The following is a 15,098-nucleotide window of genomic DNA, read 5'->3' on the forward strand; positions in this document are numbered from 1 at the left end:
TTTTATCAAGGAGGAACACAAAATGTTATCAAACATTCCGAAGATCAAGGTTGGCATCGTCGCGGTTTCGCGCGACTGCTTCCCGGCACCGCTTGCTGTCAACAGAAGGAAGGCGCTCGTCGAGGCATATGAGAAGAAGTATGGCAAGGATGATATCTACGAATGTCCGGTCACCATTGTCGAGAGCGAAATCGATATGGTGAATGCGCTGGAGGATATCAAAAAAGCAGGCTGCAATGCGCTGTGTGTTTTCCTCGGGAACTTCGGACCGGAGATCTCCGAGACCCTTCTCGCAAAGCACTTTGACGGACCAAAGATGTTCTGCGCAGCAGCTGAGGAAAGCCAGAAGGATCTGATGGACGGACGCGGAGATGCATACTGCGGCATGCTGAACGCCAGCTATAATATCGCCCTTCGCAACATCAATGCTTATATCCCGGACTATCCGGTCGGAGACGCAGAGGAATGCGCGGATATGATCCACGACTTCCTTCCGGTTGCAAGGGTCGCATATGGGCTGAGCAACCTGAAGATCATTTCCTTCGGACCGAGACCGTCGAATTTCCTGGCATGCAACGCACCGATCAAGCAGCTCTACAACCTGAATGTCGAGATCGAGGAAGAGTCCGAGCTGGATCTGTTTGAGGCCTATCAGAAGCACCAGGATGACAAGAGAATCCCGGAGACCATCGCGGACATGGCGAAGGAGATGGGATATGCAGAGGGCAAGGAGCCTGCGATGCTGAAGAAGCTGGCGGCTTACGAGCTGACTTTGCTTGACTGGGTCGAGGAGCACAAGGGATACAGAAAGTATGTCGCGCTGACCACCAAGTGCTGGCCGGCTTTCCAGGACATGTTCCAGTTCGTTCCATGCTATGTCAACAGCCGTCTCATGAGAAGGGGCATTCCGGTCTCCTGCGAGGTTGATATCTACGGAACCCTCTCTGAGTACATCGGTCTGTGCATCAGCGGAGATGAGACCACGCTGCTGGATATCAACAATTCCGTTCCGCATGATATGTATGACGAGTCCATCAAGGGCAAGTTCGATTATCAGTTCACCGACACCTTCATGGGCTTCCACTGCGGAAATACCTGCTCCAGCAAGCTGCTCAGCCCGCATCTGTCCTATCAGAGAATCATGGCAAGAACTCATCCGCAGGACTGGTGCGACGGAACGATCGAGGGCGATATCAAGCCGGGCGAAATCACCTTCTACAGACTGCAGTCCACAGCAGACAACAAGCTCCGCGCTTATGCGGCTGAGGGCGAGGTCCTTCCGGTTGCTACAAAGAGCTTTGGCAGCATCGGTGTCTTCGCCATCCATGAGATGGGACGTTTCTACCGCTACTGGCTGATCGGAAAGAACTTCCCGCACCATGGCGCAGTGATGTTCGGACATTATGGAAAAGCGCTTTACGAGGCACTGAAGTATATTGGCGTGGATCCGGCGGAAATCGGCTACAATCATCCGGCGTCCCTGCCGTATGCTGATGAGAATCCGTTCATCCGCAGATGATGAGGCGCCAAACTTGTTTGGAGAAGTGAATATGTGATAGAATGGCGGGTGTGCTTCGAAGGTGTACATCCGCCATTTTTTTCACTGCTTGCAGGCTGCGCAGGAAGAATGGACGGAAGGATGTAGTTTCAGGGAGGAAAGAGAGATGTCTGTAACACAGAGCAGGTTCGGAATGGACAAGGAGGGAAAGGCACTTTCCCTGTATACGATCAGGAATGGGAAGGGAACACAGGTTCAGGTGACAGATCTGGGTGCGACGATTGTATCCATTCTGTTTCAGGATAAGAATGAAACGATGCAGGATCTGGTTCTGGGCTATGACAGCCCGGAGGGCTACTACAAGGGCGGCTGTTATTTCGGTGCCTGCATCGGCCGGTCCGGAAACCGGATCGACAAGGCCCGTTTTGCACTGAACGGGCAGACCTATCAGCTGACCGTGAATGACAATCAGAATAATCTGCACTCAGGACCGGATGGCTTTGACAAAAGAACCTTTACATTAACAGGACAGACGGACAGCTCTGTTACACTCGCGGTCGAGGATGCGGATCTCAGACAGGGGTATCCGGGAAACTTCAAGGCTTCCGTTACCTACACACTGACAGAGGATGACAAACTTCTGCTTCAGTATCAGGCAGAAAGTGACAGGGATACGGTCTGCAATCTGACCAATCACACTTACTTCAATCTGGGCGGTCATGATTCTGGAAGCATTGAGGATACGGTTCTTCAGCTTGAAGCGAGAGCCTATACACCTGTCAGAGACCACGAGGCAATTCCGACAGGGGAGATTGCACCTGTAGCCGGGACACCCTTTGATTTCACAGAGCCGAAGACAATCGGGCGTGATATCGCGGCTGACTGCGCTCAGCTGAAGTATGTCGGCGGGTACGACCATAATTTTGTCCTGCAGCGGGAACGTACAGCCCGTGTGAAGTTTGCGGAAGCCTATCAGCCGAAGACCGGCATCTGCATGGAAGCTTTCACAGATCTTCCGGGATTCCAGTTCTACGTCGGCAATTTCATTACGGATGGAGAAAAGGGAAAGAATGGCGCTGTCTATGGAAAACGATGCGGATTCTGCCTGGAAACACAGTATTTCCCGAATTCGATCAACCAGGACGGGTTCCTGAAACCGATTCTCCGGGCCGGAGAGACATTCCAGTCCACGACCTGCTATAAGTTCTCGGTTCGTTAAGTTTGCAGACCGGTATAACAACCGGTTAACATTAGCATAATATTGCTGCTTAAATCCCCTCTGGCAAGATTGTCCTGCCAGAGGGGATTTTTTGCCGGCATATGGGCAAAAATAGACTAAAAGTGAACAATTAATTCTATTTCTCAGTGAATATGACCATGATATAGTAACGACAGTTACAGCCACGGTGCAATGTGGCAACAAATAAACCATTCATCTATCACGGAGGAAAATGAGATGAAGAAGCAGTTAGCAGTCGCACTGTCAATCGCTACAGTCGTCGGAATGTTCGGATCGGTTTCTGCATTTGCAGGCGAGACCGAGGCAGCTACAGAGGGAGCATCCGGAGCAGGTAAGAAGATCGGTATCTCGATGCCGACGCAGTCCCTCGAGAGATGGAATCGTGACGGCTCCTATCTGGACGAGCAGTTCAAGAAGGCCGGATATGCGACAGAGGTTACCTATTCAGATAACGATTCCGGACGTCAGGTTTCCGATATTCAGAACATGATCGCTGACAAGGTTGATCTTCTTGTCATCGCAGCAATCGATGGTGAGGCACTCAACACCGTTGTGGATGAAGCAGCAGACGCAAACATCCCGGTCATCGCTTATGATCGCCTGATCAAGAACGATAACGATACCTACTACGTATCCTTCGATAACTACACCGTTGGTACACTCCAGGGTAAGTTCATCGTCGATACGCTGGATCTTGATAACGCGGGCGACAAGACCTACAACATGGAGATCACCGCCGGCGATCCGGCAGACAACAACGCAACCTTCTTCTATAAGGGCGCTATGGATGTCCTTCAGCCTTATCTGGACAAGGGAACACTGAAGGTTCCGTCCGGCCAGACCGATTTCGATTCTGTCGCAACGGCTCAGTGGGATACGCAGAAGGCTCTGTCCAGAATGCAGAACATCCTCGGTTCCTACTATGCGGACGGAACACAGCTGGATGTGGCACTCTGCTCGAACGACTCCACCGCTCTTGGTGTGACACAGGCTATCCAGTCTGACTATGCCGGAAAGAACTCTGTCCTGATCACCGGACAGGATGGTGATGAAGCAAACCTGAAGAACCTGATGGACGGACTTCAGACCATGACTGTCTACAAGGCAGTGGCAAACGAAGCAGTCGTCACACTTGATCTGGCTCAGGCAATCCTGAACGGTGAGACGGTTGATCAGTCCTGGATCGACGGCAGAAAGTTCGGATTTGACTGCACATTTGATGACAAGTCCTACACCGCAGTTGATAAGGTGATTCCGTCTCTGCTCCTTGTCCCGGATGTTGTCACGAAGGACAATGCTGTTGAGAAGCTTGTCGATACGGGCTACTATACACAGGATTCTGACGGATACCTTCATCCGGCACAGTAATGAGAAACCTGCTGCAGATACTGCGGCTGAGACGGAGCGCAGCAGACAGCGCATAATGCCTGCAAACAGCACAACAAGCTGAAACAGGATGGGCGGGATGATTCATCCCGCCCATTTCAGGTAAAACATTTATGCCATGAATCATGGCATCCCATATGAAACCTGTCCGGCAGAGCATATACGGTATGTGCCGGCCGGACAACCACCTGCCTGAAGCAGAATTTCCCTGCGCATCGCGCAGCGGGCTGACCTGAGGCAGACTGCTGGGAAGGAGGATCCTCAGATTGGCGGAAGACAACATCCTTGTGATGGAGCACATCACAAAAGAGTTTCCAGGCGTGAAAGCACTGGACGACGTAAATCTGGAAGTCAGACGGGGAGAGATTCATGCACTGATCGGTGAGAACGGAGCAGGAAAGTCTACCCTGATGAACGTCCTGAGTGGACAGTACCCTTACGGTTCTTATACAGGAAAAGTCATCTACGAAGGAAAAGAGTGCCATTACAAAAGATTGTCTGACAGTGAGAAGGACGGTATTGTCGTCATTCACCAGGAACTGGCACTGATCCCGATGCTGTCCATCGGCGAGAATATGTTCCTGGGCAACGAAATCAAGAACAAATACGGTGTCATTGACTGGGATAAAACCTACAGTGAAGCCGAGAGACATATGAAGATGGTCGGGCTCAAGGAGTCTGCCCAGACCCTGATCAAGGATATCGGAACAGGCAAGCAGCAGCTGGTCGAAATCGCGAAGGCCTTCTCCAAGAAAGTCAAGCTGCTTGTCCTCGATGAGCCGACATCCTCCCTGAATGATGAGGATGCGAGGATGCTGCTGGACCTTCTGAAGGAGTTCAAGAAGAACGGGCTGACCTCCATCATCATCACGCACAAGCTGAACGAAATCGAGTATGTGGCGGACCGCTGCACGATCCTGCGAGACGGTTCGACAATCGAGACACTGGAGAAGGGTGTCGACGATATGTCAGAGGCCAGGATCATCAAGGGGATGGTCGGCCGCGCGATGGACGACCGCTACCCGGAGAGAGAACACCATGTTTCAAAGGAAGTCGCGCTGGAAGTGAAGAACTGGACCGTTCACCATCCGCTCTATCCGGAGAAAATCGTGGATGACAACATCTCCTTCCATGTCAACAAGGGCGAGATCGTCGGGTTCTCCGGTCTGCAGGGTGCCGGCCGTACAGAGCTGATGATGTCGATCTTCGGAAAGAGCTATGGAACCGGAATCAAGGGTGAGCTTTTCATAGGCGGGAAGAAGGTGACGCTGAATAATACCGAGCAGGCTATTCACCATGGTCTGGCATATGTCACTGAGGACAGAAAGACCAACGGACTGATCCTCAAGGAGTCGATCCGTTTCAACACGACACTGGCGGCGCTGCACAAGGTCTGCAATCATGGCATCATCGATGTGGACAGGGAAGTCCATGAGGCGGAGGTCATGAAAGATGAGATGGGCACCAAGACTCCGTCTGTCGAGCAGAAGGTCGGCAATCTTTCCGGCGGAAACCAGCAGAAAGCTCTCCTTGGAAAGTGGATGTTTGCCGAACCGGACGTCCTCATTCTCGATGAGCCGACGAGAGGAATTGATGTCGGGGCAAAATATGATATTTACTGTCTGATGAATGATATGGTCAGCAAGGGCAAGGCCGTTATCATGGTATCGTCCGAGATGCCGGAGCTACTGGGCATGTGCGATCGCATCTATGTCCTCTCCGAGGGAAAGATGGCCGGCGAGCTGACTGCGGAGGAAGCAACACAGGAGCGCATCATGCAGTGCATCATGGATGTCAACAAGTGAGAAGGGAAGGAGCTTTTAAGCGATGAAAGTGAGAGATTTCTTTAAAAAATATACCATGGTCATTGCCCTGGTTGTTGTCTTCGCATTGTTTTCCTGGCTGACGGGCGGAAGGCTCCTGCAGCCGCAGAATATGTCAAACCTGATGCTTCAGAACGGTTACGTTCTGGTGATGGCCTGTGGTATGCTGCTCTGCATCCTGACAGGCGGTAACATCGATCTGTCCGTCGGTTCTGTCATCTGCCTGGTCGGCGGATTTGCAGCGACGATGCTTGGCAAGGGCTGGGGGACAGCCGTGACCATCATCGTCAGTCTGATCATGGGACTTCTGATCGGCATGTGGAACGGGTTCTGGATCGGCTACATGCATATCCCGCCATTCATCACAACGCTGGGCGGCATGTTTATGTTCCGTGGCTTTGGCCGTGTCATCCTGGACAACAAGACGGTTGCCATTTCCAACAAGAGCTTCCTGAATGTCTTCACTTCCTATGTGCCGGGACAGATGACAGCAGTGATTGTTGGTGTTATCATTGCAGTTGTTGTTGTGATTAATACAGTACGCTCCCGTGCGAGCAAGGCAAAGAAGGGATACCGCCAGAACAGTATTGCCTCCGACTATATCAAGGCGTTTGTCATTGCAGCACTGATAATCTGGTACAGCTTCAAGCTGAAGGCCTACAAGGGCATCCCGGTCATGCTGATCTGGGTTCTGGCGATCTGCCTGATCTATGCGTTCATCACATCCAAAACCGCATTTGGCCGTTACTTTTATGCAGTCGGCGGCAATGAGAAGGCGACGCAGCTGTCCGGAATCGACACCAAGAAGGTTTACTTTATCGCTTATGCGAACATGGGACTCCTTGCAGGACTTGCAGGCCTCCTGGTTGCAGCCCGTGTCGGTTCTGTGAATGGTTCAACCGGAAACTCCTTTGAGATGGATGCCATCGGTTCCTGCTTCATCGGCGGCGCTTCCGCATATGGCGGATCCGGAACGGTTGGCGGAGCCATGATCGGTGCACTCCTGCTTGGAACCATCAACATGGGCATGTCGATCATGGGAATCGGTGATTCCTGGCAGTATGTTGTAAAAGGCGCGGTGCTTCTGGCAGCTGTCATCTTTGATGTCATCTCAACAGAGGGACAGTCCTGACCGGAAACAGATCATGATTTGTTGAGCGGGGGTGCCTGCATGAGCGGGCACTCCCGCCTTGTTTATGAAGGAAAAGGCAGGGACGGAAGGAAAAGGCAGGAAGAAGCAGAAAATGATGAAAAAGGTGACAGTGGCCGTTGTGTCATGCCTGTCGGTGATCGGGCTGATCCTTCTTGGCACATATATCTACTACCAGAATCATGTCAACCAGATCATCGGGCAGCCCCGGGACGATACTGTCTACAAACGCCATTATCTGTTCATATCCTCCGATACTTCTGACATATGGCAGGATGTATTTCGCGCTGCTTCAGAGGCAGCCGGAGAGAGCGGTGCCTATCTGGAATGGTGTGGACAGGAGACATCTGCCCGCTACAGCGATGAGGAAGGAATTGAGATTGGTGTCGCAGAGAAGGTCGATGGAATTCTTCTGTATGAAAGCACCGAAAAAGATCTGAAGGATGCCGTCAGCGATGCCCAGAGCAGGGGGATTCCGGTCGTGACCCTGCTTCGTGACATCGAGGACTCTCCAAGAATCAGCTATGTCGGATTCTCGAACTATGAGCGGGGAAGATTATATGGGGATCAGCTGGTTTCTCTCCTTCACAAGGGGGAGAATAAGGTGTGCGTCCTGACAGACAACGGAGATTCGGAGGGGGAACTGAATCTGCTCTACTCGCAGATGACCCAGGCCGTGAAAGAAAAAGGAGCGGACGGAAGTACGATTTCTCTCAGCGCAGTGCTGGCCGACAGCGGCGAGGATTTTGATGCCGAGGAGACAATCCGAAATCTTCTGATGGGTGACAGTGTTCCGGATATTCTGATCTGTGAGACGTCCGTCCAGACAGACTGTGCGATCCAGACAATCATCGACAACAATCTGGTCGACCGTGTGCAGGTAATCGGCTACTATACGGCCGACATGACACTCTCCGCCATTCAGCGGGAACTCATTCCCGCTGCGCTGACCATCGATACGGATTCACTTGGACACAGTGCCGTCGCAGCACTGAATGAGTATCTGGACACCGGACATGTCAGTGATTATTACAATATCAGCCTGCAGACCGTGAACGCGAAGAACGTCTATCAGTATCTTCGCATGAAAAACCTGTCGAAGGATAGGTCAGGAGGTGAGGACGGATGAGAAAAGGCAGAGAGAACCGCTCCATCCAGAGCCGGCTGATCATGATCATGGCGGGGATGATGCTGCTGGTGCTTGCGGTAAACCTTTATGTATTCCGACAGACGCGCACAATGGTCCAGACGATCGACTCGGTGTTCGTGTCCAACTCCACGATTGTAAAGCTCAGCGACACACTGGACAAGGTTGGCTCCTCCATGTATGACTACCTGAGTACCAGAGGAAGCTCCTCACTGGAGGATTTCTACCGGTATGAGGAAGATCTGAGAGAGATCACCACATCCTTCAACGATCAGAACACCAGCAGCCCGATGCTGATGCTTGAGAAGAACATCCGGGAGATGTCGGAGGCCTATCTTGAAGCCGCTGAGAAGGCGATCCAGGCAAAAAGAGGGAGAAATGTAGAGGAATACCGGAGAAAATATGCCGATTCCAAACGGCTCAACGGTTACATCGATGACGCTGTCTATGCGCTGAACAGCCGGCGCTTTGCCCAGAACAGCAGAAATTATCAGATGCTGCAGAACACGATGGGGGTGCTGGAGGCATCCAGCATGGTGATGATTCTGACAGCCTTTGTGATGGCGATGTTCCTTGCGGTCATGCTGATCCGCGCGATTTTCGGTCCGCTCAAGGAGCTGGCCGGAGCGGCAGACAGGGTGGCGGCCGGAGACTTCGATGTGGATGTCAGGGAGACCGGAAGCGGCGACGAGATTGCTGTGGTGACCCACGCATTCCGAAAGATGCTGTTTTCCATCCGAGAATACATCGAGCGGCAGAGAGCTTCGATGGAGAAGGAGTCCAGGATGAAGGAGAATGCGCTTGCGATGCAGGCGCACCTAAAGGAAGCACAGCTGAACTTCCTGCAGGCGCAGATCAACCCGCACTTTCTGTTCAACAGTCTCAATGCCGGCTCGCAGCTCGCCGCACTGGAGGGAGCAGACCGGACGCAGGACTATCTTGGGCGGATGGCAGATTTTTTCCGCTATGATGTCCAGAAAACCGGAGGCTCGGCCTCTCTTGAGGAGGAGCTGGAGCTTGTGGACAATTACATCTATATTCTGAATGTGAGGTTTTCAGGAGACATTCATTTTGACAAGATCCTTGATCAGGATATTCGCCTGTCAGACATCACGATGCCGTCGATGACGCTTCAGCCAATCGTGGAGAATGCCGTCCAGCACGGCATTCACGATGATCATGAGCATGGACGGATCTGGCTTTATGTGGAGATGGTGGATGGAGAGGACGCGCCGGACGGACAGCCGACTGTGATGGTGACTGTTTCTGACAACGGTGCCGGCATGACAGCCGATCAGATTATGTGTCTGATGGAAAGCGGCAGAGGAAAGACGGATGGCGGCGGAGTGCCTGAGACGGACGGCGATGAGATGGCTTCAGGAAGCCTTGCGGGTACCGGAAAGGAAGAAACAGCGGGCGTCGCGATGGGGAACGTCATGGCAAGACTGACCCTGTACTATGGAAGAGAAGGCCTGCTGAGGGTCAGCAGCGACGGGCCAGGCCTGGGGACGCAGGTGACGGTGTTCCTGCCGCTGCGCTGAAATCAAAACTTGCGGACGGCTTCCTGGTATGCCGGATGCCTTGTCTGAGAGGGGGGCTGTCAGACAAGGCCAAAGATTCCGCAGGCTTGTGCAGTGTTGCCGGAAGCAGCCAGGGAGGTACGAAAGGAGACAGAATGTACAGACTTCTGATCGCGGACGACGAGGGGATCATGCTGGAATCGTTCACGGAGATCATCCGGAAACAGTTCGGAGACAGGATCGCGGTCTCGACGGCCAAGAGCGGACGGGCTGCGATCGAGCAGGCGGAGAGTTTTCATCCGGATATCATATTCATGGATATCCGGATGCCAGGCATCAATGGGATTCAGGCGATCAGGGAGATTCGGAGCTTTAACAGCACGGCGCTTTTCTATATCCTGTCAGCATACGATGAATTTGACTATGCAAAGGAGGCGATCTCGCTGGGGGTCAGTAAATATCTGATGAAGCCGGTATCGCGACAGACCATCATCGACACGGTGACAGAAGCCATCGCGGAGGTGGACCGGCTTCGCAGTCAGCGCTCAGACCAGCTCCGGATTCAGGAAAAGCTTCAGACTGTCCTTCCCGTTGTGGAGAGTGGTTTTGTCTCGGATATGGTGATGTCCGACCGTGTAACAGATGGAAACAGTTATCTGCAGCTGCTGGATATCACAGAAAAGTACGCCTACGCGTGCCTGATCCGGTTCGGACAGAGCGGAGAGGACGGGCGGCTGATTTCGACGGTCAGAAGTGGTGTGGAGGGGCAGGACCACTACGCTGTCATGCGGGACATCATCAAGTCTTATGTCCGCTGCATCGTCGGCCCGGTGATGTCCAACCAGATCCTCGTTGTCGTTCCGACGCAGAAAAACCAAATTGAATATGAGCGCCGGATCGAGATTATTGAACAGACCCGGAAAATCCTGACCAAGCTGGAGGAGAAGACGCAGCTGAAATTCAAGGCGGGCATCAGCCGGGTGAACCGCTTCCAGGACCTGAAGGTAAGCTACCAGGAGGCGCAGGCGGCTCTGGAGAATTCGAAGGCAAGGGTCACACACATCGAGGATGCCGTGACGTCCGGCGTCTATGAGGATGATTATCCGATTGAGGCGGAGAGGGATATGTTCGCAAAGCTTTCTGCCGGAGATGTGGAGGGCATGCAGGCTGCTGCGGACCTTTATTTCAGCTGGATTCTTCAGCACGATCCAAACGATTTGAACAGCATGCGGCTGAAGGCGTTGGAGCTCGTCATGCGGGCGGAGTTTGATGCCTTCAATGCTGGTTCCATCAACTATGCCTACAATGACCGGAAGGATTACCTGACGCAGATCAATGCGCTGATAAGCCCGAAGGAGGTTCGAACCTGGTTCTTTCTCCATATGACCCAGATTGCCTCCGGGATCAGGGACAGGGCGGATGAACAGTCTGAGAGCATTGTACAGAAGGCACAGAAATACATGCGGGAGAATTACATGAAGGAAATCTCTCTTGATGATGTATCGAAGGAAGTGAATGTCAGCCCGTATTATTTTTCAAAGCTTTTCAAGGAGGAAGTTGGAGAAAACTTCATCGAGTATCTGACGAAGATACGGATCGGGAAGGCAAAGGAGATGTTGGCAAAGGGAAGCGAATCGGTCAAGGAGATCGGCCTTGCAAGCGGTTATGCGGATTCAAACTATTTCAGCAGAATCTTCAAGAAGCAGACAGGAATGACGCCAAGTGAGTACAGAGATCATCTGAGGGCGGACGAATCATGAGCGGGAGAAAAAGAAAGCAGGAGAGATTGCACGCAGCCTGCGCACTGGTCTTTGCGCTGATGCTGGGGCTGGTGGTCTCAGGGTGCGGCAGATATGCGGAGACAGATCATGAGGGAAGGAAAACAGAAGAAGCGGGAGAGGACGCAGTCCGGATCGGAATCAGCTTCGACTCTTTTGTGATTGAGCGATGGCTGCGGGATCGGGATGTCTTTGTATCGACGGCACAGAGTCTCGGGGCAGAGGTGAATGTCCAGAATGCAAACGGCGAAGTGTCAGAACAGATTGCACAGATCCGTTATCTGATCAGCAAAAAGATGAATGTCATCGTGATCGTCGCCATCGATGCATCGAAGCTTTCAGAGGTCATCGGTGAGGCGAAAGACGCAGGGATTCGCGTGGTCTGTTATGACAGGCTGATCCTGAACGCGGGGACTGATCTGTATGTGTCGTTTGACAATGAGAAGGTCGGGATCCTGATGGCGCAGGCACTGGAAGATTCCCTGCCGGAGGGCGGCGATGTCTTTGAAATCCTGGGTTCTGCCTCCGATAACAATACGACGCAGGTTCGTCACGGCTTCGAGCAGGAGCTCAAGAACTCCGGACTGAACATTGTCTATTCCACCTACTGTGACAACTGGCTTGCCGAGCTGGCCTTTGATGCAGTCAACGAGGGACTCGAGAAAAATGGAGGAAGCGTGGACGGCGTGATGTGCGGAAACGATGACCTGGCGGGGCAGGCGATCAAGGCACTCACAGAGCATAAGCTTGCGGGAATTGTCCCGGTTGTCGGACAGGACGCCGATCTGTCAGGCTGTCAGCGGATCGTCGAGGGAACACAGACGATGAGCGTCTATAAGTCGGTCGAGGAGGAGGCACAGGTAGCCGCCCGGCTGACCGTGGCCCTGGCGAAAGGAGAGGACATCACCGGAGAGGATGCAGAGATCAAAGTCAGCGGGACCATCAGCGATGGGACCTGGGATGTCCCGTACTACAGGATCGACCCGGTTGCGGTCACAAAGAACAATATGGACAAAGTGATCATCGACGGAGGGTTTCATCTGAGGGAAGATGTTTATATGAACGTCGGGGAGACAGAGGAGAAATAAAAAGAGCCAAACGCGGGCAGATATCAGAAAATTTTTCCTTCCTGCGCAAAATCAAAAAAATGCTTGCATATCCCGCCGTATAGGTGTACAGTACAGGCAACGGATGGCAAAGGGGCATTCCGAATTGATTCGGAATGTCCCTTTTCGCGTATTCAGCCCGCAGGCGCCATCCAGGCGACTGTCAGAAGGAAGGTTGAGGGGACGTTTCTGTCAGAAAGAGGCGTGTCCGGGCGGGCAGAATTCCTAATAGGAAAGGAAAAGAGCGTATGAGTGAGACGGGAGAACGGTTCAATGTCGCCGATATCTTCGGCGAGGATGTGTTCAGTGACAAGGTGATGCAGCAGCGCCTTCCGAAGAGCGTCTACAGAGAGCTCCATAAAACCATCGAGGAAGGAAAGGATCTCGACATCCATGTGGCAGATGCCATTGCCGGCGCGATGAAGCAGTGGGCAATTGAAAAGGGAGCGACCCATTTCACCCATTGGTTCCAGCCGCTGACCGGTGTGACAGCCGAGAAGCATGACTCCTTCATCACAGCTCCGAGACCGGATGGGACAGTTCTGATGGAGTTTTCCGGGAAGGAACTGATCAAGGGTGAACCGGATGCGTCCTCATTCCCATCAGGCGGACTCCGGGCAACCTTCGAGGCCAGAGGCTACACGGCGTGGGATCCGACCAGCCCGGCATTCGTGCGCAATGACGCTGCCGGCCCGATTCTCTGCATCCCGACTGCATTCTGCTCTTATACAGGAGAGGCGCTGGATTTCAAGACACCGCTCCTTCGATCAATGGACGCGATCAATGCACAGTCGCTCAGGCTGCTGAGGCTCTTCGGAAACAACAAGTCTAAAAAAGTGACGCCGTCCGTCGGGCCGGAGCAGGAGTATTTCCTGGTTGACGAGGACGCGTTCAAGCAGAGAAAGGATCTCGTCTACACAGGCAGAACTCTGTTCGGGGCGATGCCGCCGAAGGGGCAGGAGCTGGATGACCACTACTTCGGAACCCTTCGCCAGAGAGTTGCGGCGTTCATGAGGGATGTCAACAAGGAACTCTGGAAGCTTGGTGTCCCGGCAAAGACCCAGCACAATGAGGTGGCCCCGGCACAGCATGAGCTGGCAGTCATCTATGAGAATGCATCCCTGGCTGTTGACAACAACCACATCGTGATGCAGACGCTCAAAAGAATCGCGGCAAAGCATCATATGAGATGCCTGCTTCATGAGAAGCCGTTCGCAGGAGTCAATGGTTCCGGCAAGCATAACAACTGGTCGCTGATGACCGATGACGGCATCAACCTGCTTGATCCGGGCAAGACGCCTCACCAGAACGTTCAGTTCCTGCTGGTGCTCGCCTGCATTCTGAAGGCGGTTGATGAGCATGCAGATTTGCTCAGAGAGTCCGCAGCTGATACAGGAAACGACCAGCGCCTTGGTGCAAATGAGGCACCGCCAGCGATCATTTCCGTGTTCCTGGGCGATCAGCTTCAGGATGTGGTTTCCCAGCTGGTGAAGACCGGCAATGCAACCTCCTCCCTGAAGGGCGGAAAGCTTCAGACAGGTGTCAGCACGCTGCCGGACTTCACGAAGGATGCAACCGACAGAAACCGCACAAGCCCGTTTGCCTTCACCGGCAACAAGTTTGAGTTCCGTATGCTCGGATCCCGCGATTCGGTTGCGGCTCCGAACATTGTGCTGGACACTATTGTGGCAGAGGCCTTTTCCGATGCGTGCGATGTCCTGGAGCAGGCGGAGGACTTCGACGTGGCGGTGCATGACCTGATCAAGCAGTATCTGAATGACCACCAGCGGATCATCTTCAACGGAAACGGCTATTCGGATGAGTGGGTGGCGGAAGCTGAAAGAAGAGGGCTTCCGAACCTCCGCTCCATGGTTGACTCGATTCCGGCTCTTGAGAGCGAGAAGTCAGTCAGCATGTTCGAGAAGTTCAAGGTCTTCACAAAACCCGAACTTGCTTCCCGTGTCGAGATCAAGTATGAGACCTATGCAAAGAACACGCACATTGAGGCGGCGACGATGATAGACATGGCGTCCAAGTCGATCATCCCGGCCGTGATCCGCTGGAACAGAAGCCTGGCGGACACCGTGATTGCGCTCACGCAGGCAGGAGCAGATGCGTCTGTTGAGAAGGAGCTGCTTGCCGAATCGACAGGCCTTCTTGCGGAGACGAAGGCTGGTCTTCAGAAGCTGATCCAGATCACAGAGGAGGCGGAGAAGAAGCCGGAAGGAAGAGAACGCGCCGTTTTCTACCACTATGATGTCACGCCGGTCATGGCTGAGCTCCGCGCTCCGGTCGACAAGCTGGAGATGATTGTCGACAAGGATATGTGGCCGATGCCGTCCTACGGCGACCTGATGTTCAGCGGAACCTGAGCAGACTCTTTCTGAACCGGGTGATCAAATCTATATTCATCGTTGGAATCGCAGTAGCTCCGGAAGTGTCACTTCCGG

10 protein-coding genes are annotated in these 15,098 nt (G+C 53.1%); all 10 read left to right on the top strand.

Annotation, left to right across the window (positions count from 1 at the left end; translation table 11 throughout):
• Nucleotides 1–22 precede the first annotated feature (22 nt).
• The 10 genes from FYJ35_RS06250 to FYJ35_RS06295 all read left to right on the top strand — a co-directional run bounded on the left by FYJ35_RS06250 (nt 23) and on the right by FYJ35_RS06295 (nt 15,020).
• A complete protein-coding gene (locus FYJ35_RS06250; RefSeq protein ID WP_154524643.1) occupies nt 23–1,519 on the top strand; it encodes an L-fucose/L-arabinose isomerase family protein in 1,497 nt (498 codons plus the stop codon).
• A 145-nt stretch (nt 1,520–1,664) separates the two neighbouring features.
• Nucleotides 1,665–2,717 (top strand): aldose epimerase family protein, encoded by a 1,053-nt coding sequence (locus tag FYJ35_RS06255; protein ID WP_154524645.1) that lies wholly within the window; start codon nt 1,665–1,667, stop codon nt 2,715–2,717.
• 237 nt (nt 2,718–2,954) lie between these two features.
• A complete protein-coding gene (locus tag FYJ35_RS06260; RefSeq protein ID WP_154524647.1) occupies nt 2,955–4,106 on the top strand; it encodes a substrate-binding domain-containing protein in 1,152 nt (383 codons plus the stop codon).
• Nucleotides 4,107–4,414: 308 nt separating this feature from the next.
• Nucleotides 4,415–5,929 carry an ATP-binding cassette domain-containing protein gene (locus FYJ35_RS06265; protein WP_154524822.1) on the top strand — a complete coding sequence of 505 codons (1,515 nt, stop codon included), beginning with the start codon at nt 4,415–4,417 and terminating at the stop codon, nt 5,927–5,929.
• Between the two features lie 22 nt (nt 5,930–5,951).
• Nucleotides 5,952–7,079: an ABC transporter permease subunit gene (locus tag FYJ35_RS06270; RefSeq protein WP_154524649.1), complete on the top strand. Its 1,128-nt coding sequence runs from the start codon at nt 5,952–5,954 to the stop codon at nt 7,077–7,079.
• Between the two features lie 112 nt (nt 7,080–7,191).
• Nucleotides 7,192–8,226, top strand: coding sequence for a sugar ABC transporter substrate-binding protein (locus tag FYJ35_RS06275; RefSeq protein ID WP_205839743.1), 1,035 nt, complete (start codon nt 7,192–7,194; stop codon nt 8,224–8,226).
• A complete protein-coding gene (locus FYJ35_RS06280; RefSeq protein ID WP_154524653.1) occupies nt 8,223–9,785 on the top strand; it encodes a sensor histidine kinase in 1,563 nt (520 codons plus the stop codon). Before FYJ35_RS06275 ends, FYJ35_RS06280 begins: the two co-directional genes overlap by 4 nt.
• Before the next feature lie 134 nt (nt 9,786–9,919).
• A complete protein-coding gene (locus tag FYJ35_RS06285) occupies nt 9,920–11,524 on the top strand; it encodes a helix-turn-helix domain-containing protein (protein WP_154524655.1) in 1,605 nt (534 codons plus the stop codon).
• A complete protein-coding gene (locus FYJ35_RS06290; protein WP_154524657.1) occupies nt 11,521–12,630 on the top strand; it encodes a sugar ABC transporter substrate-binding protein in 1,110 nt (369 codons plus the stop codon). Before FYJ35_RS06285 ends, FYJ35_RS06290 begins: the two co-directional genes overlap by 4 nt.
• A 266-nt stretch (nt 12,631–12,896) precedes the next feature.
• On the top strand, nt 12,897–15,020 hold the full coding sequence (locus FYJ35_RS06295; RefSeq protein WP_154524659.1) for a glutamine synthetase III family protein: 2,124 nt from the start codon (nt 12,897–12,899) through the stop codon (nt 15,018–15,020).
• Nucleotides 15,021–15,098: the final 78 nt, after the last annotated feature.

The organism is Porcincola intestinalis (assembly GCF_009696445.1).
GTDB classification, from domain to species: domain Bacteria; phylum Bacillota; class Clostridia; order Lachnospirales; family Lachnospiraceae; genus Porcincola; species Porcincola intestinalis.